A 20811-nucleotide genomic window follows, 5' to 3' on the forward strand; every position below is an offset into this window, starting at 1 on the left:
CATTTATGAAATTAAAGCGTTTTTCTATTGGCTATCGGACCATGAAAACAGCAGCAGGTGTAGCGATTGCCATTACACTAGCCCAATTGCTGCATCTGGATTATTACGTCTCAGCAGGAATCCTGACCATCTTGTGCATCCAGCCAACAAAAAAGAAATCGATTCGCGCCGCTTTTTCACGCTTGGTAGCAAGCTTAATCGCCATTTTGTATGCCTTCGTTTTCTTTGAAGGAATTGCCTACCAGCCGGTCGTTTTAGGTGTCATGATTTTGCTTTTTATTCCAGCACTCGTGTCTCTCGGCTTTTCAGAAGGATTTGTGTCCAGTTCGGTCATTTTGCTGCATATTTACGATTCCAAAAATTTAACCGGGGATTTGTTTTTGAATGAATTGATGCTCATGGGGGTCGGTTTTGGCACGGCGCTTTTGGTAAACATGTACATGCCGAGCATCGAGCGGAAACTGGATGACTACCGCTATGACATCGAATCGCTGTATTCGTCGATTTTTCAAGAAATGGTGGTGTATTTGCGCCGGGGCGAATCGGCGTGGAGCGGCAAAGAATTGATGGAAGCGGAGGAACTGCTGAAAAAAGCGAAAGCATTGGCCTATCAGGACGTTGAAAATCACGTTACGCGCTTGGAAAACAAGCATTACCGCTATTTCGATATGCGGGAGCAGCAATTCGGCATCATCGAACGGATATTGCCGAAAATCACGGCCTTGCCGGTAATCGTCAACCACGCACAACTCGTCGCAGATTTTCTGGAAGAGTTGGCGAACAATGTCCATTCGGGCAACACGGCGCATCGCTATATCGACGAGCTGGATGCGGTCAAAGCCGATTTTGCCGCGATGCCGCTGCCCCAAAGCCACGAAACGTTTTTAGCGATGGCGTCTTTGTATCAAGTGATCCAGGAAATGGAAAGCTATTTGGAAATCAAACAATCGTATAAAGGATTCCATAATAAAAAAGCGGCCGAAGTATAGTTTCGGCCGCTTTTTGTTTCTTATAAAATTAGATGATAAAGCTGATTCCCATCATCACACTGGACAATAGCATCAAAATGATCATAGCATAGACGACGAATTTGCGGAAAAAGTTGTTTCTCATGAATTGGAAAACTCCTTTATTTTCAAATGTACTTGATATCAGGATACCATATTTTTTATGCGATTTGAAGAACAACCGCCTCAATAGCTGAATATTCGCGAACAACTAGAGTTTTTTACAGCGAATGGGTACAATAAAGTGGAAGCCAAAAAAGGGAAGTGAATCGGGATGAAGAAAGTTGACCATATCGGAATCGCTGTACGGAATTTAAATGAGGTTCTGCCATATTATACGGAAACGCTTGGCTGCCCTTTGTTGAAAATTGAAGAAGTGGCATCTGAAAATTTGCGCGTGGCGTTTATTGATGCGGGAAATATCAAATTGGAATTGCTTGAACCATTGAATGAACAAAGCGCCGTCTTTAAGTTTCTGGAGAAACGAGGCGAAGGCATCCACCATATTGCATTTGGCGTGGAGAACATTGAAAAACGCATGGCTGAGCTTCGCGAACATGGCGTGAAGCTGTTGAATGAACAGCCGAAGACGGGTGCCGGCGGGGCGTTGGTCGCGTTTTTGCATCCAAAATCGTCAAACGGCGTATTATACGAATTGTGCGAAAAGCAGTAGCAGAGGAGTGGGGAAATGGACATTTACGAAAGAATTAACGAATTGTATGACCGCAAGCGGGAAATCGAGCTAGGCGGAGGAGAAGAGCGAATTGACAAGCAGCACGAAAAAGGAAAACTGACGGCCCGTGAACGCATCGACTTGTTGGTGGATGAAGGTTCGTTTGTTGAATTGAATCCGTTTGTCGAGCACCGGACAACAGACTTCGGCATGGCGAATGGGCCAGGCGAAGGCGTAGTGACCGGCTACGGGAAAGTGAACGGCCGCCCGATTTATTTGTTTTCGCAGGATTTCACCGTTTTCGGCGGAGCCCTTGGCGAAATGCATGCACAAAAAATCGTCAACGTCATGGACCTGGCGGCTAAAAACGGCGCTCCATTTATCGGCTTGAACGATTCAGGCGGTGCCCGCATTCAAGAAGGCGTGTTGTCGCTTGATGGCTACGGCCACATTTTCTACCGCAATTCCATTTATTCCGGCGTGATTCCGCAAATTTCCGTGATTCTTGGGCCATCTGCCGGCGGTGCGGTTTACTCGCCTGCCATTACGGATTTTGTGTTTATGGTCGATAAAACGAGCCAAATGTTCATCACCGGCCCAAAAGTCATTGAGACCGTTACCGGCGAAAAAATTTCGTCTGAAGACTTGGGCGGGTCTAAAGTACATACAGCAATCAGCGGCAACGCACATTTCCGCGGCGGCACCGAGCAAGAAGTGCTAGACATGGTGCGTAAACTGGTCGGCTATTTGCCGCAGAACAACCAGGAAATGCCGCCGCGCTTGGATGGAGGCGACGACGACGATTACCGTCCGGATCTGGCGGATGTTGTGCCATACGAAGCCATTCGCCCGTATGATGTCCGCAAAGTGGTGGAACAAGTGGTGGATGCCGGCAGCTTTATGGAAGTGCAGCCGGAATTTGCGAAAAACATCGTTATCGGCCTGGCCCGCATTAAAGGGGAATCGGTCGGCCTTGTCTGCAACCAGCCGAAAGTGATGGCAGGTGGGCTCGATATTGATTCGTCCGACAAAGCTGCTCGTTTTATCCGTTTTTGTGATTCATTCAATATCCCGATTATCACATTTGAAGACGTAACCGGATTTTTCCCAGGCATTAAGCAAGAACATGGCGGCATCATCCGCCACGGCGCGAAAATCCTGTATGCTTATTCCGAAGCGACGGTTCCAAAAATGACGGTCATTTTGCGAAAAGCCTACGGCGGCGCTTATGTAGCGCTGAATTCGAAGTCAATCGGAGCCGACTTGGTTTATTCGTGGCCGAATGCTGAAATCGCGGTAATGGGGCCGCAAGGAGCTGCCAACATCATTTTTGCCCGTGAAATCGAAGCGAGCGACAATCCGGAAGAAACGCGCGCAGCAAAAATTGAAGAATACCGCGAGAAATTTGCGAATCCGTATGTTGCTGCAGCCCGCGGCATGGTCGATGACGTCATCGATCCGCGGGAAACCCGCATCAAATTGATTCAAGCGCTGGAAATGATGCGCAACAAGAAAGACTCGCGTCCCGCGAAAAAGCATGGCAACATGCCACTATAAGAAGAGGTGTACCGGATGAATAAGGAGCGTTTATTGAACGATTTTTTGGAATTGGTGCAAATCGATTCCGAAACGAAAAACGAAGGCGACATTGCAGTGGTTCTAAAGCAAAAATTAGAAACACTCGGTTTTTATGTAGCTGAAGACGATTCTTCTTTCCGCAACGGCCACGGGGCCAATAATTTGATTGCTACTTTGCGCGGCTCGGCAGCGTCCGTTCCTGCCATTTATTTTACCGTGCATATGGATACGGTCGTGCCCGGAAAAGGCATCAAGCCTCAAATCCGGGACGGATATGTGTATTCAGACGGAACAACGATTCTTGGAGCAGACGACAAAGCCGGCATTGCGGCTTTGTTTGAAATGATCCGCTCGATCCAGGAACAGCAAGTGGAACATGGCGATATCCAGTTTGTCATCACAGCCGGCGAAGAAAGCGGGCTGGCAGGAGCAAAAGAATTCGACGCATCACTCCTTTTAGCGAAATACGGCTATGCGGTCGACAGCGACGGAAAAGTGGGCGGCATCGTCACATCAGCGCCGAACCAAGCCAAACTATGGACAACGATTTACGGCAAAACGGCACACGCCGGCGTGGCGCCTGAAAAAGGCATTTCCGCCATCACGATTGCGGCCAAAGCGATTTCGAAAATGAAATTGGGGCGCATCGATTCGGAAACGACGGCCAATATCGGCCGATTTGAAGGCGGACAGGCGACCAATATCGTCTGCGACGAAGTGCACATCCTAGCGGAAGCGCGTTCGATCAAAGAAGCCAAACTCGCTGCACAAACGGCCCATATGGAATCGGTTTTTGAAGACGTGGCCGAAAGCCTCGGCGGACGGGCAAAGACTGAAGTGAAATTGATGTATCCTGGCTTCCATTTTGATGAATCAGAGCCGGCGGTGCAAATCGCGCAAAGAGCGGCTGCGAAAATCGGACGCCCATCACCCATTTTAACGAGCGGTGGGGGAAGCGACGCGAACATTTTCAACGGCCTCGGAATCCCGACTGTCAACTTGTGCGTCGGCTATGAGGAAATCCACACAACCAACGAGCGCATGCCGATCGAAGAGCTTGAAAAATTGGCGGAACTGCTCATTGAAATCGTCAAAGAATCAGCCAAGCAATAAAAAACAGCGCGCCAGTTTGATTGAATCTAGTTGAATACGAGCACTCAAAAGAGAGTCTTCTACTGAAGACTCTCTTTTCTCATCTTTATTTCCAAAATATTGACATTGTTAGGTGGCTAAATTCGTGTTATATTAATTTAGCAACACATTATAGTAAAAAAATGATAGGAGAAGTGCATCATGAACAAAAAAATTATCGCATCAGCTCTATCGCTAACATTGCTATTTCCTGCTACCACATCTTTAGGGGCAGTCCACTCGCAAGCGAACGTGCCTTCAGAAAATGGGGCGACTGTAGCAGCAGCTCAAGCCAAAGCGGCAGCTTCCGTACATAAATTGTCCTCCTATGAAAACGAACTAGTCACTTTGGTCAATAAAGAAAGAGCGAAAGCTGGCCTTAAGGCTTTAAAAGTAGACACTAGCCTCGCAAAAGTATCGCGTTTAAAATCGGAAGATATGAAAAAACGCAACAGAATGAGCCATGACGGTACATACGGCAGTCCGTTTGATATGATGAAAAAATTTGGAATCCAATACCGGTCAGCAGGAGAAAATATTGCCCAAGGATATAGAACTCCTAAGGAAGTCATGAAAGGCTGGATGAGCAGCCCGGGACATAAAGCGAACATCCTCAATAAAAAATACACACATATTGGCGTAGGCTATGTTGCGTCTGGCAACTACTGGACGCAGCAATTTATACAGAAGTAAGCAAAGAGGGGCTGGGTGCCTCTCTTTTTTATGTGCGCCGCTTTTCTTGTGGTAAACTGGAAGAAAACGATGATGGAGCGATTTGTATGGCAAGCCGAGTAATTTTTCATATCGATATGAATAGTTTTTATGCCTCGGTCGAACAGTCGCATGATCCCGAGTTAAAAGGAAAAGCAATCGCCATTGCCGGCAACCCGAAAGAGCGGCGCGGCATCATTGTCACGTGTTCGTACGAAGCGCGGGCGCACGGCATTTACACAACGATGCAAGTGCATGAAGCAAAACGCAAACTGCCCGAACTGATTTTATTGCCGCCGAACTTTGACCGCTACCGTGTGGCCTCAAAAGCGATGTTTGACATTTTGCGCTCATACACCGACCTTGTTGAACCGGTATCGATTGATGAAGGCTATTTGGACGTAACGGAACTGGCGGCAGAGCGCCATGCGGTGGACATTGCTAAAGAATTGCAGCAGCGCATTCTGTCCGAACTGGATCTGCCTTGCTCGATTGGCATTGCGCCCAATAAATTTTTGGCGAAAACGGCATCTGATATGAAAAAGCCGCGCGGCATCACCATCTTGCGAAAACGCGACATTGGGGAAAAATTATGGCCGCTGCCAGTCATTGAAATGCACGGCGTCGGCGAAAGCACCGCAGCCAAGCTGAACAAGCAAGGCATTGGGACGATCGGGGACTTGGCTTTGGCCAACCCGGGCATGATCAAAGAAAAGATGGGCAAAAATGGCGTGCGCCTGCAGGACCGGGCAAACGGCATCGATAACCGGGCGGTCGATCCCGATTCGATTTATGATACAAAAAGTGTCGGCACGTCGACCACATTGCCGATCGACGAAACGGACGAAGCAAATTTGAAGAAAATTTTCCGTACATTATCTGAAAAAGTGGCAAAGCGGCTCGAAACGAAAGAGCTGGCAGGACCGACTGTCTCCATTCAGACAAGAAGTTCCGATTGGCAAAACCGTACACGCAGCGTCACCTTAAAAAACACAGTATGGAAAGCGGACGATATTTACCGGACGGCTTGGCAGCTGTTTACGAAGCACTGGAACGGCGAACCGCTGCGATTGGTGGGTGTTACGGTGTCCAATGTAGCGGATAAAGGCGAAATGACCGAGCAATTGTCCATTTTTAATTTTCAAGACCATGCAAAAGATGAACCAATTTTGGAACTGATGTCGAAGCTGGAAACGAAATTCGGCAAAAGTGTATTGGTGAAAGGTGCAAAAGCTGCCAAATTGAAACGCCCAGCCTCGGGTTCGGAAACGAGCTTTAGCAAAGATTTTCTAGATGACCATGACCAACAGAGAAAGTAGGGACCATATGCAATTATTGTTTTTAGGGACGGGCGCCGGCATGCCGTCCAAACACCGCAACACGTCTGCTCTCGCACTCAAATTGCTTGAAGAGCGCGGCACTGTATGGCTGTTTGACTGCGGCGAAGCCACTCAGCATCAAATTCTCCACACAACGCTAAAACCCCGGAAAATCGAAAAAATCTTCATCACCCATTTGCACGGCGACCACATTTTCGGACTGCCGGGCTTGCTTGGGTCCCGTTCATTTCAAGGCGGAGACGAACCGCTGGATATTTACGGCCCTCCCGGCATCAAGGAATTTACCGAAACGATTTTGCGCATTAGCCGGACGCATTTGTCCTATTCGATCCGGTTTTATGAAAAATTGGAAGGCATCATTTTTGAAGATGCGGAAATGTTGGTGGAAACAGCGCTGCTCGACCATGTGATTCCATCTTATGGCTATCGGATCACTCAAAAGCCCTTGCCGCCGAAATTGCTGATCGAAAAAGCGGCCGCTCTCGGAGTGCCGAAAGGGCCGCTGCTTGCGAAGCTGAAAAAAGGCGAAGATGTAACGCTGGAGAATGGAAAAGTGGTTGAAAGCGCTAAAGTTACAGAACCGGGCAAGCGGGGCTTTATCGTGTCCATACTTGGAGACACACGGTTTTCCGAAGCAGCGGTAAGCTTAAGCAAAAATGCCGATGTAATTGTACACGAAGCGACGTTTGATGCCGAAACCCAGAAACTGGCAGGAGAATATGGGCATTCAACCATAAAAGACGCAGCGGAAACGGCACGCCTCGCAGGAGCCAAGCTGTTGATCGCCAACCACATCAGTGCGCGCTTTTTGCCGGAAGATGAAAAAGCCTTGCTGAACCAAGTCAAAGCCGGCTATCCGAAAACTTTGATTGCCCATGATTTTGCGGAATATGCGTGGCAGCAGCAAAACCAAACCTTACGGAAAATATAGTAAAAAATTCTTTAGTTTTGGTTTTATTTGGAGAAAAGAAAAAAGATTATGGAAATAATAGAACATACGTTCGATTTGTGCTAAAATAAAGATACAGCTGTATGAGGGCGGTTCGGCCATTCCCCAGGAAAGGGGGTGGTAACGTGACTATATCGGAAACATTCGAGCTCGTTTTTATGAGCATCGGTTTGACGATTAGCGGCTTAACGCTCATCGTTTCGATGATGGTAGTCATGAACAAAAAAAAATAACCGTCCCCTGGGCAAGGAATGACGGTTATTCTCTAAAACCTAACTTCTAAGCCAACCGCTCTCTACGCGGTACAGCTGTCCGGGTGCTCAAACACCCGGCTTTTTTGCGTTACTTTTAGTATACTAAATCTCGTTTATTTTGCAACTGCTTTATCCCGCTTTAACCAGTGGTGAGACAATCATGTTTTTAAAAAATAAGCAGCCGAGATTATATCGCGGCTGCTTGTTTTTGAGTTTTAAATCCAGCCGCGTTCGTAAGGAACAGGTACGCCGGATTGGGCTCCGAGTTCTTTTGCTGCCCGGTAAGCCCAGTAGGGGTCGCGCAGAAGCTCACGCGCCAAGAAAATCATATCGGCTCGGCCGTTTTGCAAAATCTCTTCAGCATGCTGTGGGCTCGTGATCAGACCGACTGCGCCAGTAGCGATCGGTGTTTCTTTTTTCAGCACTTCCGCAAACGGCACTTGATAACCAGGGAAAGCGTGGATGCGCGCTGGCACAACGGCTCCGGAACTGACATCGATCAAATCGACGCCTTGTTCTTTCATCCATTTTGCCATTTCAATATAGCTTTCTGGCGTCATGCCGCCTTCGGTGTAATCGTGGGCGGATACGCGCACAAATAGCGGTTTGTCCCACACTTCATTGATGGCGTCGATGACTTCGCGCAATAGCCGATAGCGGTTTTCAGAAGAGCCGCCGTATTCGTCTTCACGTTTATTGGTTAGCGGAGACAGGAACTGATTGATCAGATAGCCATGAGCTGCATGGATTTCGATCACATCAAAGCCAGCTTTTTTCGCGCGGATGGCGCCGTCTTTGAACGCTTGGATGGTTTCTTGGATGTCTTCTATCGTCATCGCAACCGGTGTTTGGTAGCGGTCGTTGAATGCCAAAGCGCTTGGTGCAAAAATGGTCCCGGTGATATCGGCTTTACGGCCGGCATGCGCCAATTGGATGCCGGTTTTTGCGCCGTTGTTTTTCATCAGACGGACAATTTCAGACAGCCCTTCAATGTGGCCATCTTCCCAAATGCCGAGGTCGCGAGAAGAGATGCGGCCTTGGCCTTGCACAGCAGTTGCTTCAATGATGATCAATCCTACTTGGCCAACTGCGCGTGTTGGGTAATGGATGCGGTGCCAATCGGTCACTTGGCCGTCTTCTTGATCGCTTTGATACATGCACATCGGCGCCATGACGATGCGGTTTTTAAAATCCATGCCTTTAATAGACATAGGTTCAAACAATTTTGCCATTATATCCCTCCTAAACTGGTTCGATTTTTAGTATAGCAGAAAGAATCAGTCGAATTCTCGTCCAAGCGCTTGAGAACGGAGACAAGCCGCTTGGACACAATCGCCGACGATTTGTTTGAATTGCCGCTGTTCGAGCATGGCAATTCCAGCCGCAGTTGTGCCGTTAGGGCTGGTCACTTTTTGGCGCAGCTCGGCAAAGCCGCCGCTTTGCAGCATATCGGCGGCACCGGAAAACGTCTGGCGCACCAGTTTGGCGGCGTCTTCCTTGGACAAGCCTTGCGCAACCGCTGCTTCCGCCATGGCTTCTGCCATGAAATAAAGGTAGGCAGGACCGCTTCCAGCAACGGCTGTTACGGCGTCGAGCTGTTCTTCTTTAACAACTGTGACAGTGCCGATCGACGACAAGAGCTCCCGCAATTCGTGCTGCTTTTCAAGCGTCACTTGCTTGTTCCAAGCGACGCCCGTTGCCGATTTTCCGACTCTGGCCGACGTATTCGGCATGGCGCGCGCCACAGCCAAATCGCCGGCATGTTTTTGGATGGCGCCGATGGAAACGCCGGCGACGATGGACAAAATCACAGTGCCAGGCGAAAATTTTTCTTTGATTGGCGCAAGCGCCGCCGCTAAATCTTTCGGCTTCATGGCAAGCAGCACAAAATTGGCATTCGTCAGTTCCGTTTTTTCGGCTTCAACAATATGGACGCCGTACTCGTCACGCAAAAACTCAAGCCGCTCTAGGTCGGACTTGTTCATGACCGCAATGTCATCCGGTTTTAAGATGCGTTTGTTGACCCAGCCGTGAATCATGGCCTCGGCCATCGATCCAGCTCCTACACATACGATTTTCATATTTCCACGTCCTTTCAAAAAATCAAAAAAGCGCATCCGTCCCTGCTGCTGCAAGGACGAAAACGCTCGGGTTTCCGCGGTACCACCTAAGTTTGCCGACGATCGGCACGGCTCAATTTCCTTAACGCGGAACGACGGCCGTGTTTGCACGGCAGCTCAAAAGCAGGTTCGAGACGGGAGCGGGGATGTGCATTTCAGCTGTCGCACACTCTCTTGGCACCTTCACCATCTGTACTGGCCTTCGTCTTCGCTTCATATGTACAAGCATTATAGAAGGAGACCGAACTTTTTGTCAACTCTTCTTTCAGCGTGACGGCATCAACAATTAACGGTATGATAGATGAATAGTCATTCAGTTTCAAAGGAGATGGACAGATGAGTTTACATAAAATAATTATTCCTACACCGTTTGCTGTAGGCGACGTGAATTCGTATTTGATGAAAGGCGATGTGCTGACGCTGATTGATGCCGGCCCTAAAACTCCCGAAGCATGGGAAGCATTGAAAGCGGGGTTGAAAGAAGCAAATGTCAGACCGGAAGACATCGAGCAAGTGGTGTTGACGCATCACCATCCGGATCATGCCGGCTGGGTCGATGGCTTCAAAAACGCGAAATTATACGGACATCCGTATAATGATTTATGGCTGCGCCGCGATGAGGCTTTCTTTGAGTATCACGATGCTTTTTACTTGGAGCGTCTGCAAGAAGAAGGCGTGCCGGAAGAATCGTTTTTCTGGGTCAAGAAAATGAAGCGCCCGCTCAATTTGATGGGCAGCCGGCCGCTTGATATGTCGATCAACGAAGGCGATGCATTGCCAGGGCATGCCGAATGGCGGGTCATGGAAACGCTGGGCCACGCCCAAAGCCATTTGTCGTTTTGGAATGAAGAAACCAGGGAAATGATCGGCGGCGACCACGTGATTGCCAAAGTTTCATCCAATCCGTTGATCGAACCGCCACTGGATCCTGCCGAAGGCCGCCCGAAATCGCTGCTTCAATACAACGCCTCACTTGGCCGTTTGTTGAAAATGCCGATTGATGTAATTTACAGCGGGCACGGGGAAGAAGTGAGGAATGTGCACGAACTGGTGTCTTCGCGCCTTGAAAAACAGCACCAGCGTGCGTTAAAAGTGCTTGATATGTTAAAAGGCCAAGAAAAAACGGTGTATGAATTGACCGTCCAATTGTTTCCGTATGCTTTTGAAAAAGAACTAGGGCTGACGCTTTCGGAAACGATCGGCCAAATCGATTATTTGCTCGAAGAAGGGCTCATTTTCGAACGAATGGACGCTGGCGGCATTTTCCGCTACGCGCAAGCATAAGTTGGCGAGCAATTGTTTTTATTGCAACAATTCTGCTTTGCCGTTACAATTAACGCGTCTAGTATATAAAATAGAGATTAAGACACCGAGAAAAACAGGAAAAGGAATGGGATATGTTGAAGAAATTAACCGTAGTTTTAGCAAGTTTTTTAATGTTGGCCGCTTGTTCGAATGACCAAGCCGCGACACCGGAAAAAGAAACTGAAGCACCGAAAAAAGAAGAAGCAGCAGTAGAGCAGAAAGAAATGGCGGAAAAAGGGTTTATTACTCGTGTTACGGAATCTGAAATTCTTGTCAACAATGTTTACTTTACCGTCGATGAAAACGTAACGGTCCAATCGGACAACGGCAGCGAGAAAAGCGATGCCGTCATTAGCGATATCCGTGCTGGCATGAAAGTCAGCGTCGATTATAAAGGGCCCCTTGGCGGATCGTTTCCAATGGAAGGCGAAGCAGATGCGGTGACGATTTTAACGGATGAGGAGTCGACTGAACAAGCAGATGCGCTCCAGGCTTTCATTAAGGGAGAAAAGCTTTCGAGCATTTTGATGATGGGCCAGCCGATTGTGCGCGACAACGAATTTGGCTTTTTGTTTAACAACATGGAAACGGGCAAAGTTTCCGAAGTGAAAGTTGATCTTGATACACACAAATACACGATCGACGCCAAGTAAAACAGCTTATTCAAGGCCAGTACAAGTAGGAACATACACTTGTACTGGCCTTTATTTATTTTCTATTGCATGAAACATCCAGGAACCGCAAAGACAATACCTTTTTAAAAAAATTTTTCGACAAGCCGAGGAGCTAAAGCTGCTTTTTTTATGCATTATTGTTTATATATATACTTGCATTAATAAATACGCCATGCTATTATGTGTATATTCATTTTAAATAATGCATAAAAATACATCGGAGGTTTTCACATATGAATAAAAAAATCGTACTTGCATACTCAGGCGGACTTGATACATCGGTAGCCATTCCATGGCTGAAAGGGCAAGGCTATGACGTGATCGCGGTCTGCCTCGATATTGGAGAAGGAAAAGACTTGAATTTCATCAAACAAAAAGCGCTGCAAGTTGGAGCGGTGGAAAGTTTCATGGTTGATGCCAGACAAGAATTTGCCGAGGAATATGCATTGGTATCGCTTCAAGCCCATACTTTATACGAAGGCAAATACCCGTTGGTGTCGGCATTGTCCCGGCCGCTTATCTCCAAAAAACTGGTGGAGATAGCTGAAGAAACCGGAGCCACCGCTGTAGCGCATGGCTGCACAGGAAAAGGCAACGACCAAGTGCGTTTCGAAGTATCGATCAAGTCGTTAAATCCGAATTTGGAAGTGGTTGCGCCGGTCCGTGCTTGGGCTTGGTCGCGTGATGAAGAAATCGCCTATGCCAAAGAAAACGATGTGCCGATTCCGGTTAATTTGGACAGCCCGTTCTCCATCGACCAAAATTTATGGGGCCGCGCCAACGAATGCGGCGTGTTAGAAGATCCGTGGGCCGCACCTCCAGAAGAAGCGTACGACATCACGACCGCTTTGGAAAATACGCCCGATGCGGCTGACATCGTTGAAATTGAATTTGTTCAAGGCGTGCCGACCCAGTTGAACGGCGTGCCGCTCGGTTTCACGGAATTGATTTTGGAATTAAACACCATCGCCGGCAAACACGGCGTCGGCCGAATCGACCACGTGGAAAACCGCCTCGTCGGCATCAAATCGCGTGAAATTTACGAGGCGCCTGCTGCGATGACGTTGATTGCTGCGCACAAAGAATTGGAAGATATTACATTGGTAAAAGAAATGGCGCATTTCAAGCCGGTCATCGAAAAGAAATTGACCGAGTTGATTTACGAAGGTTTGTGGTTCTCGCCGCTGCGTGTGGCGCTCCAAGCGTTCTTGAAAGAAACGCAAGTGTTTGTAAACGGTACGGTGCGCGTCAAATTGTTTAAAGGGCATGCCATCATTGATGGGCGTAAATCGCCGAATTCGCTTTACAGTGAGCAGTTGGCCACTTACTCGACAGACGACACATTCAACCATGCTTCTGCTGTCGGCTTTATCGAATTATGGGGCCTTCCGACAGTAGTCAATTCAATGGTCAATAAAAAAGAGCCGGCCGCTAAAAAACAGGTGCAGCCATGACCAAATTGTGGGGCGGTCGGTTTCAAAAATCGGCCGAACAATGGGTAGACGAATTTGGGGCCTCGATTTCGTTTGACCAGCAATTGGTGATGGAAGATTTGGAAGGCAGCACGGCGCACGTGAAAATGCTGGCAGCCTGCCAAATCTTGAACGAACAAGATGCGGCGCTCATTTTATCGGGGCTAGCGAAGCTCAAAGAAAAAGCGCAAGCCGGCGAACTTGAGTTCAGTGTGGCAAATGAAGACATCCATTTGAATTTGGAAAAGCTCTTGATCGACGAAATCGGTCCGGTCGGGGGCAAACTGCACACGGCGAGAAGCCGCAACGACCAAGTGGCAACGGATATGCATTTGTATTTGAAAAATCGGGTACAGGAAATCATCCAATCGATTGCCGCTTTTCAAGGCGCCATCGTTGAACAGGCGGAAGCGCATGTTGAGACGATTGTGCCAGGCTATACCCATTTGCAGCGAGCCCAGCCGATTTCATTTGGCCATCATTTATTGACCTATTTCTGGATGCTCGAACGCGACAAAGCGCGTCTGAGCGAGTCGCTAAAGCGCATTGACTTGTCGCCGCTTGGTGCAGGCGCGATGTCCGGCACGACGTTTCCAATCGACCGGGAACTCGCCGCGAGCTTCCTTGGTTTTTCGGGCGTCTACGAAAACAGCTTGGATGCCGTCAGCGACCGCGATTTTATTGTTGAATTTTTAAGCAACGCGTCGATGCTGATGATGCACTTGTCGCGTTTTGCCGAAGAAATTATTTTGTGGTCAAGCGAGGAATTCCGCTTTATCGAACTCGACGATGCGTTTTCAACCGGCTCAAGCATCATGCCGCAAAAAAAGAATCCCGATATGGCGGAACTTGTCCGCGGCAAAACCGGACGTGTCTACGGCAATTTGTTCGGCTTGCTGACAACGCTCAAAGGCTTGCCGCTTGCCTATAACAAAGACATGCAGGAAGACAAGGAAGGCATGTTCGATACTGTCGGAACGCTTGCCGGCTCTTTGCCGATCTTTGAAGGGATGGTCCGCACGATGACCATCCGCACGGATTCCATGGAAAAAGCGGTTCATTCCGACTTCTCGAATGCGACGGAGCTTGCCGATTATTTGGCCGCTAAAGGCATGCCGTTCCGCGAAGCGCATGACGTCACCGGAAAACTTGTATTTACCTGCATCCAGCGCGGCTATTTCCTGAAAGATTTGCCGCTTGCTGATCTCCAGGAAGCAAGTTCGCTGATTGAAGAAGACATTTACGAAACCTTGAAGCCTGCAACGGCAGTAAAACGCCGCGATTCGCTAGGCGGCACCGGTTTCGACCAAGTACGCAACCAACTCGGACTTGCCAAGCAACTTCTCGGGTAAACAGTCCATTTTTTGAACCGGCTTTCCTGCCCCCTTCAGGAAAGCCGGTTTTTTGCATCTTTTAAAAATCGATTGCGGAGTATTTAGGAGATTCGCTATACTGTGGAATAGTGTAATAAGGGGGCGACTATATGAAAGTACGGCTGACGGAGTTTGATCCGAATTGGGCGCGGATGTTTGAAGAAGAAACGCGTATTTTACGAAGGATTTTTGGGGATGAAATTGTCGCATTCGAGCATTTCGGCAGCACCTCGGTTCCCGGAATGAAAGCAAAACCGGTCATCGACATGATGTGCCTCGTCAAAGACATCGGAAAAATTGACGTGTTCAATGAAGAGATGCTGTCGCAGGGCTATGAAGTTGCAGGCGATTGGGGAATTTCGGGCAGGCGGCTGTTCCGAAAAGGCGGCGACAATCGAAGCCACCACATCCATGTGTATGCAGCGAACCACCCGCAAATTGAGCGGCATTTGGTGTTCCGCGATTATTTGAAGAGCCATCCGGAAGAAGTAAAGCGCTATAATCAGTTGAAAGAACCACTGGCTTTGCAACACGACGACACGAGTTTCTACAGCAAAGCAAAAAAAGCATTTGTCCAGGAAATGGAGCAGCGCGCGCTAGTTTGGTTTGGCGGATCCCATTAAAAAATCCGGTTTTCACACTTCGTGGAAGCCGGATTTTTTTATGGATTTTGTAAATTTTTGGAGTTACTTTCCGAATGTGCTTATTTACTTTCCAATTTCGAATAAATACTTTCCAATTCCATCAAAATACTTTCCAAAACGGGGGAAATACTTTCTTTTGCCGTTTAGCTCTATCCAAAAACGGCTATTGAATAAGAACAAATGTTCCTATATTATTATAAAGAGCAGCATTTACCAAATAAGGGGGACTTCAGATGTATGAAGGATTGGAAGAGCGCCCTATAATCTGTTTGGATATGAGGAGTTTTTATGCCAGCTGCGTCGCCATTGACCACCGGTTGGATCCGCTGACTGCGTGCATTGCCGTCATCGGCAATCAAGAGCATAAAGGAAGCGTCGTGCTGGCAGCATCGCCTGCGCTGAAAAAAGAGTTTGGCGTGCGGACCGGAACGCGGCTGTTTGAAATTCCCGATGATCCGCGCATTTTAAAAATCGAACCGAAAATGGATTTTTTTCTCCGCGTTTCGACGGAAATCACCCGCTTGCTGAAAGAATATGTGCCAAGCGAAGCCGTCCACGTCTACAGCATTGATGAAAGTTTTGTCGACTTGAGCGGAACTGAAAAAATTTGGGGGCCGCCGAAAACCATCATTTCCCATCTGCAAGATGACATCATCCGGCAGTTCTCGTTGCCGTCTGCCATTGGCATGGGGCCGAATATGCTGCTGGCGAAACTGGCGCTTGATTTGGATGGCAAGAAAACAGGATTTGCACATTGGACGTTCGAAGACGTGCCGAAAAAGCTGTGGCCGGTGGCGCCGCTCAGCAAAATGTGGGGCATTGGTTCGCGCTTGGAGAAAACATTGAACGCGATGGGCATTTTTTCGGTCGGTGATTTGGCAAATTATGATTTGGCCGCGTTGGAAGACAAATTTGGCATTTTGGGCAATCAGCTTTATCACCATGCGTGGGGCATCGATTTGTCGGATCTCGGCGCGCAGTTGATTGAAGGGCAAGTGAGCTTTGGAAAAGGGCAAGTTCTGTACCGGGACTACACGACGAGCGAAGCGATTTTAACGGTTTTATTGGAAATGTCGGAAGATGTCGCAAGGCGTGCACGCGTCGCCGGAAAAGCAGGGCGGACGGTAACGCTTTCGGTCGGCTACAGCATGCACGCATTTGGCGGCGGCTTTAACCGGTCGCGGTCGATTGATGAAGCAACCAATGACACGCTGAAAGTCCACAAAGTGTGCAAAAGCCTGCTGGCTGAATTTTACGACGGGCGCCCGGTCCGGCGGCTGGCCATCGCGTTGTCGAATTTGGAAGACGAGACGTCGATGCAGCTGAGTTTATTTGAAGAGCGCAAATGGCAAACCCGAAAACTCGGAGCGGCGATGGATGCCATGCGCGCCAAATACGGGCCCACTGCCGTGCTGCGGGCTGTTTCTTATACCGAAGCAGGAACGGCGCTTGAACGCGCCAATTTGATCGGCGGCCACTTGTCCGGCATGGCAGAATCTACACCAGAAGACTGATTTATTTCAAAACTCGAATTATTTTCTTTTATTCATCCCGAAAATTCTGTAAAATAATACAAGTCCAATACATACAAGTACATTACAGCAAGGGGAAAAGTTCAATGCGCGTTTTTTTGGAATTAGGTTGGTTTTTTAAGGAAAGGAAAAAACAGTACGCCATCGGAATTTTGATGCTGTTATTGGTAGCTTTCCTGGGAGTGCTGCCGCCGCGCATTATCGGTTTTGTGGTCGATGAAATCAGCCGCGGGACACTCACTTCCGCCTTTTTGGTGAAGTGGCTTGGCATTTTGGCCGCTGCGGCACTGGCGATGTACGTGCTGCGTTACGCATGGCGAATGATGATTTTCGGTTCGTCGGTTTTGCTGGCCCGCAATTTGCGGCAGCAAATCTTCCGCCATTTGACGCGGATGTCGCCTGCTTTTTACCAGAAACGCCGTGTGGGCGATTTGATGGCGCATGCGACCAATGATTTGCAAGCTGTGCAGCAGACAGCAGGGGCGGGTGTATTGACGCTGGTCGACTCATTTGCAACAGGCGGCTTTGTCATCGGAGCTATGGCTCTGACCATCAATTGGAAACTAACGCTCATCGTGCTGCTGCCGATGCCGCTTATGGCTTATATGACGAGTTATTACGGCAAGCTGCTGCACGAACGTTTCCATAAAGCACAAGAAACGTTTTCGGATTTGAATGATAAAACCCAGGAAAGCATATCAGGAATGAAAGTAATCAAGACGTTTGGGCAAGAGCAGGAAGATATTGAGGATTTTAAAAAAATGTCGGGCAGGGTAGTGGAAGAAAATATTCGGGTCGCGCGGGTCGATTCTCTGTTTGATCCAACTATTTCGGCCATTATCGGAATCTGCTATTTTTTAACGATTGGTTTTGGCACTTACTTTGTCATGCAAGGCGAAATGACCATTGGGGACTTGGTGGCATTCACTGCTTATCTTGGGCTTCTTATCTGGCCGATGCTCGCTTTCGGATGGCTGTTCAATATCGTTGAACGGGGCCGGGCTTCTTATGACCGCATCCGTGCGCTGCTTGCCGAACCGGTCGACATCGATGACCGGGAAAATGCCATCGACAAGCGCCCAGAAGGCGATATCGTTTTTTCGGTCGAGAAGTTCCAGTTTCCGGGAGACGAACGCGCGGCGCTGCGGGATGTATATTTTATGTTGAAACGCGGCCAAACGCTCGGCATCGCCGGGAAAACCGGTTCCGGAAAATCAGCGATTCTGCGGTTATTGATGCGGGAATTCGATGATTTTGAAGGAGAAATTGCCTTCGGCGGAACGCCGGTCAACGACTACAAAAAGCAGCGCTTGCGGGAAGCAATCGGCTATGTGCCGCAGGACCATTTCCTGTTTTCGACAACGGTCGCCGGCAACATCGCATTTGCCCGTCCGGATGCCACGCTCGAAGAAGTGCACCAAGCAGCAAAACTGGCCCATATCCACGAGGACATCTTGAATTTTGCCAATGGCTATAACACGGTAGTCGGCGAACGGGGCGTATCGCTGTCCGGCGGCCAGAAGCAGCGCATTTCCATTGCGCGGGCCCTCATGATGCAGCCGGAACTTTTGATTTTGGACGATTCGCTGTCAGCGGTCGACGCCAAAACAGAAGAAGCCATATTGGAATCGTTGAAAAAGACCCGCACCGGCGAAACGACGATCATTACGTCGCACCGGCTGAGTGCGATTCAGCATGCCCACCAAATTTTGGTGATGCACGAAGGAACGGTCGCTGAAATCGGGTCGCATGAAGAATTGCTTCAGAAAAAAGGGCGTTATTTTGAAATGTATCAACTGCAGCAGCTTGAAGCGCTCGTTGAGCAAGGAGGCGAAGCGTGATGGAATAGCAAAAAGAATTGACCGGCAAAGTCCAGTGGATCGTTTTTAAACGGCTCTTGTTGTATTTAGTGCCGCATAAAAAGATGGTCATTTTGGCGCTTGGGCTTTTGGTGCTGACGGTAGTAGGAGATGTGCTCGGGCCGATCATCATCAAAACGTTCATTGACGACTATGTAACGCCCGGAACATTTCCGCGCGGTCCGGTCATAGGGCTTGCACTCGGCTATTTGTTTATTCAAACGAGCAATGTCATCGTCAGCTATTTTCAATTATTGAAATTCCAGGAAGCGGCATTGAAAATTATTCAACAGCTGCGGATTGACGTGTTTACGAAAGTGCAGAACCTCGGCATGCGCTATTTTGACCGGACGCCTGCCGGCAGCATGGTGTCGCGCGTCACGAACGACACCGAAGCGATCAAGGAAATGTTTGTCAGCGTCTTGATCGGGTTTATTCAAAGTGCGTTTTTGATCATTGGCGTCTACATTGCCATGTTCTTCTTGAACGCCCGTTTGGCATTGATTACGCTCGTATTGCTGCCGTTATTATTGTGGATTATGTATTTGTACCGCAAATACAGTTCGGTCTTTTACCAGGATCTGCGCGAGCGGCTCGGCCAGTTGAATGCGAAACTGTCGGAATCGATCCAAGGGATGGGCATGGTTCAGGCATTCGGCCAAGAAAACCGGCTCCAGGACGAATTTGACCAAATCAACGAAAAGCATTGGCAGGCAGGGCAGCGCAACATCAAGCTTGACGGCTTGCTGCTGCGGCCGGCGATCGACATCGTCTATGCAGTTGCACTCATCATGCTGCTCAGTTATTTCGGGGTGACCTCGTTTAACAATGTCGTGGAAGTGGGCGTCATTTACGCGTTTGTCACCTATGTCGACCGTTTTTTCGAACCGGTCGGCCAAGTGATGCAGCGCTTGTCTATTTTCCAGCAAGCGATTGTAGCGGCATCCCGTGTGTTCAGCTTGCTCGATGAAGAAGATTTGGCGCCGAACCAGAAAAACGTGCCGGGCGAAATCACAGACGGCAAAATCGAATTTTGCAATGTGACGTTTTCGTATGACGGCAAAAACGATGTGTTGAAAAACATTTCCTTTACAGCGGAGCCCGGCCAGACTGTGGCGCTTGTCGGGCACACAGGCAGCGGGAAAAGCTCGATCATCAATTTGCTGATGCGCTTCTACGAATTCACAGAAGGCGACATCTTGATCGACGGCCAGTCGGTGAAAAATTACAGCACACAGGAGTTGCGGGCGAAAATGGGGCTGGTCTTGCAAGACCCGTTCTTGTTCTATGGAACGATTGAAAGCAATATCAGGCTTCATAACAAGGCAATGGCTGGAGGGGAAGTCCAAGCGGCAGCCGAATTTGTCCAAGCCGACCGCTTTATCGAAGCGCTGCCGGATAAATACCAGCAAGCGGTGACCGAACGCGGTTCCACGTTTTCAAGCGGCCAGCGCCAGCTCGTGGCGTTCGCCCGGACCATGGCGACCGATCCGAAAATTTTGGTGCTCGACGAAGCTACCGCAAACATCGACACCGAAACAGAAGTGGCGATCCAGTCGAGCTTAGAGCGGATGCGGCGCGGACGGACGACGATCGCCATTGCGCACCGCTTGAGCACAATCCAAGACGCTGAACAAATTCTGGTGCTGCACCACGGCGAAATCGTCGAGCGGGGCACCCACCAGCAATTGCTGATGAAACGCGGGCTGTACCACAAAATGTATTTGCTGCAAAACGGCATAGTGGAGTAGAAGAGGGGGTGGCCTTGGCCGCCCTTTTTTTGTTGCCGGAAGAATGGAGAGGAACGTGCGTAAGAATGGCTAAACGTGCGTATTTCTCCGTGAACGTGCATAAGAATGGCTGAACGTGCGTATTTTTCTGTGAGCGTGCATAAAATTCGCTGAGCGTGCGTATTTTTCCGTGAGCGTGCATAAGAATGGTTGAGCGTGCGTATTTTCTCGTGAGCGTGCATAAGTTTCGCAGAACGTGCGTATTTTCCCGTGAACGTGCATAAGAATGGCTGAGCGTGCGTATTTTTCTGTGAGCGTGCATAAAATTCGCTGAGCGTGCGTATTTTTCCGTGAGCGTGCATAAGATGGGCAGAAGCGTGCGTATTTTCCCACAAGCGTGCATAAACTCATGAATCCGCCATGTTGTCTTCATTAATAAGAAAAATCTTGTCTAAACCA

The 20811-nt window shown here is 48.8% G+C and carries 17 protein-coding genes and 1 pseudogene; 15 read left to right on the top strand and 3 right to left on the bottom strand.

Annotated features, from left to right (window positions below; all coding sequences use genetic code 11):
- Positions 1-5: 5 nt before the first annotated feature.
- Positions 6-989, top strand: a complete 984-nt coding sequence (locus tag ACRRQV_RS01965) for an aromatic acid exporter family protein (protein WP_432527103.1) — start codon at positions 6-8, stop codon at positions 987-989.
- Between the two features lie 28 nt (positions 990-1017).
- Here ACRRQV_RS01965 and prli42 read toward each other — a convergent pair whose 3' ends face one another.
- A complete protein-coding gene (gene prli42, locus ACRRQV_RS01970) occupies positions 1018-1113 on the bottom strand; it encodes a stressosome-associated protein Prli42 (protein ID WP_432527105.1) in 96 nt (31 codons plus the stop codon).
- A 168-nt stretch (positions 1114-1281) separates the two neighbouring features.
- Here prli42 and mce point away from each other — a divergent pair, with 168 nt between their 5' ends.
- From mce to rnz, 6 genes and pseudogenes are all read left to right on the top strand, one after another.
- Entirely contained in the window at positions 1282-1680 is a 399-nt protein-coding gene (gene mce, locus ACRRQV_RS01975; RefSeq protein WP_432527107.1) for a methylmalonyl-CoA epimerase, read from the top strand.
- Between the two features lie 15 nt (positions 1681-1695).
- The gene (locus ACRRQV_RS01980; protein WP_432527109.1) at positions 1696-3237 is read left to right on the top strand and encodes an acyl-CoA carboxylase subunit beta; all 1542 of its coding nucleotides are present in this window, start codon (positions 1696-1698) and stop codon (positions 3235-3237) included.
- A 15-nt stretch (positions 3238-3252) separates the two neighbouring features.
- A complete protein-coding gene (locus tag ACRRQV_RS01985; RefSeq protein WP_432527111.1) occupies positions 3253-4371 on the top strand; it encodes a M20/M25/M40 family metallo-hydrolase in 1119 nt (372 codons plus the stop codon).
- A 261-nt stretch (positions 4372-4632) separates the two neighbouring features.
- Positions 4633-5082 (top strand): annotated as a pseudogene (locus ACRRQV_RS01990) (CAP domain-containing protein); the annotation flags it as partial.
- 86 nt (positions 5083-5168) lie between these two features.
- A complete protein-coding gene (locus tag ACRRQV_RS01995; RefSeq protein ID WP_432527113.1) occupies positions 5169-6419 on the top strand; it encodes a DNA polymerase IV in 1251 nt (416 codons plus the stop codon).
- Between the two features lie 7 nt (positions 6420-6426).
- Positions 6427-7371: a ribonuclease Z gene (rnz, locus tag ACRRQV_RS02000; RefSeq protein ID WP_432527115.1), complete on the top strand. Its 945-nt coding sequence runs from the start codon at positions 6427-6429 to the stop codon at positions 7369-7371.
- A gap of 487 nt (positions 7372-7858) precedes the next feature.
- Here the strand turns inward: rnz and namA are convergent, their stop codons facing one another.
- Positions 7859-8875 carry an NADPH dehydrogenase NamA gene (gene namA, locus ACRRQV_RS02005; RefSeq protein ID WP_432527117.1) on the bottom strand — a complete coding sequence of 339 codons (1017 nt, stop codon included), beginning with the start codon at positions 8873-8875 and terminating at the stop codon, positions 7859-7861.
- Between the two features lie 45 nt (positions 8876-8920).
- Entirely contained in the window at positions 8921-9724 is an 804-nt protein-coding gene (gene proC, locus ACRRQV_RS02010; protein WP_432527119.1) for a pyrroline-5-carboxylate reductase, read from the bottom strand.
- Between the two features lie 375 nt (positions 9725-10099).
- Here proC and ACRRQV_RS02015 point away from each other — a divergent pair, with 375 nt between their 5' ends.
- The 8 genes from ACRRQV_RS02015 to ACRRQV_RS02050 all read left to right on the top strand — a co-directional run bounded on the left by ACRRQV_RS02015 (position 10100) and on the right by ACRRQV_RS02050 (position 20373).
- Positions 10100-11047, top strand: coding sequence for an MBL fold metallo-hydrolase (locus ACRRQV_RS02015; RefSeq protein ID WP_432527121.1), 948 nt, complete (start codon positions 10100-10102; stop codon positions 11045-11047).
- A 113-nt stretch (positions 11048-11160) separates the two neighbouring features.
- Positions 11161-11721 (top strand): DUF3221 domain-containing protein, encoded by a 561-nt coding sequence (locus ACRRQV_RS02020; RefSeq protein WP_432527123.1) that lies wholly within the window; start codon positions 11161-11163, stop codon positions 11719-11721.
- A 254-nt stretch (positions 11722-11975) separates the two neighbouring features.
- Positions 11976-13196 carry an argininosuccinate synthase gene (locus tag ACRRQV_RS02025; RefSeq protein ID WP_432527125.1) on the top strand — a complete coding sequence of 407 codons (1221 nt, stop codon included), beginning with the start codon at positions 11976-11978 and terminating at the stop codon, positions 13194-13196.
- Positions 13193-14566: an argininosuccinate lyase gene (argH, locus tag ACRRQV_RS02030; RefSeq protein WP_432527127.1), complete on the top strand. Its 1374-nt coding sequence runs from the start codon at positions 13193-13195 to the stop codon at positions 14564-14566. Before ACRRQV_RS02025 ends, argH begins: the two co-directional genes overlap by 4 nt.
- A 131-nt stretch (positions 14567-14697) precedes the next feature.
- Positions 14698-15210, top strand: coding sequence for a GrpB family protein (locus ACRRQV_RS02035; protein ID WP_432527129.1), 513 nt, complete (start codon positions 14698-14700; stop codon positions 15208-15210).
- Between the two features lie 254 nt (positions 15211-15464).
- Positions 15465-16745, top strand: coding sequence for a DNA polymerase thumb domain-containing protein (locus ACRRQV_RS02040; RefSeq protein WP_432527131.1), 1281 nt, complete (start codon positions 15465-15467; stop codon positions 16743-16745).
- A gap of 104 nt (positions 16746-16849) precedes the next feature.
- Positions 16850-18604, top strand: coding sequence for an ABC transporter transmembrane domain-containing protein (locus ACRRQV_RS02045; protein WP_432527133.1), 1755 nt, complete (start codon positions 16850-16852; stop codon positions 18602-18604).
- Between the two features lie 17 nt (positions 18605-18621).
- The gene (locus ACRRQV_RS02050) at positions 18622-20373 is read left to right on the top strand and encodes an ABC transporter ATP-binding protein (protein WP_432527135.1); all 1752 of its coding nucleotides are present in this window, start codon (positions 18622-18624) and stop codon (positions 20371-20373) included.
- The last annotated feature ends 438 nt before the right edge of the window (positions 20374-20811 follow it).

It is taken from the genome of Planococcus sp. YIM B11945, from assembly GCF_050864155.1.
Lineage (GTDB): Bacteria > Bacillota > Bacilli > Bacillales_A > Planococcaceae > Planococcus.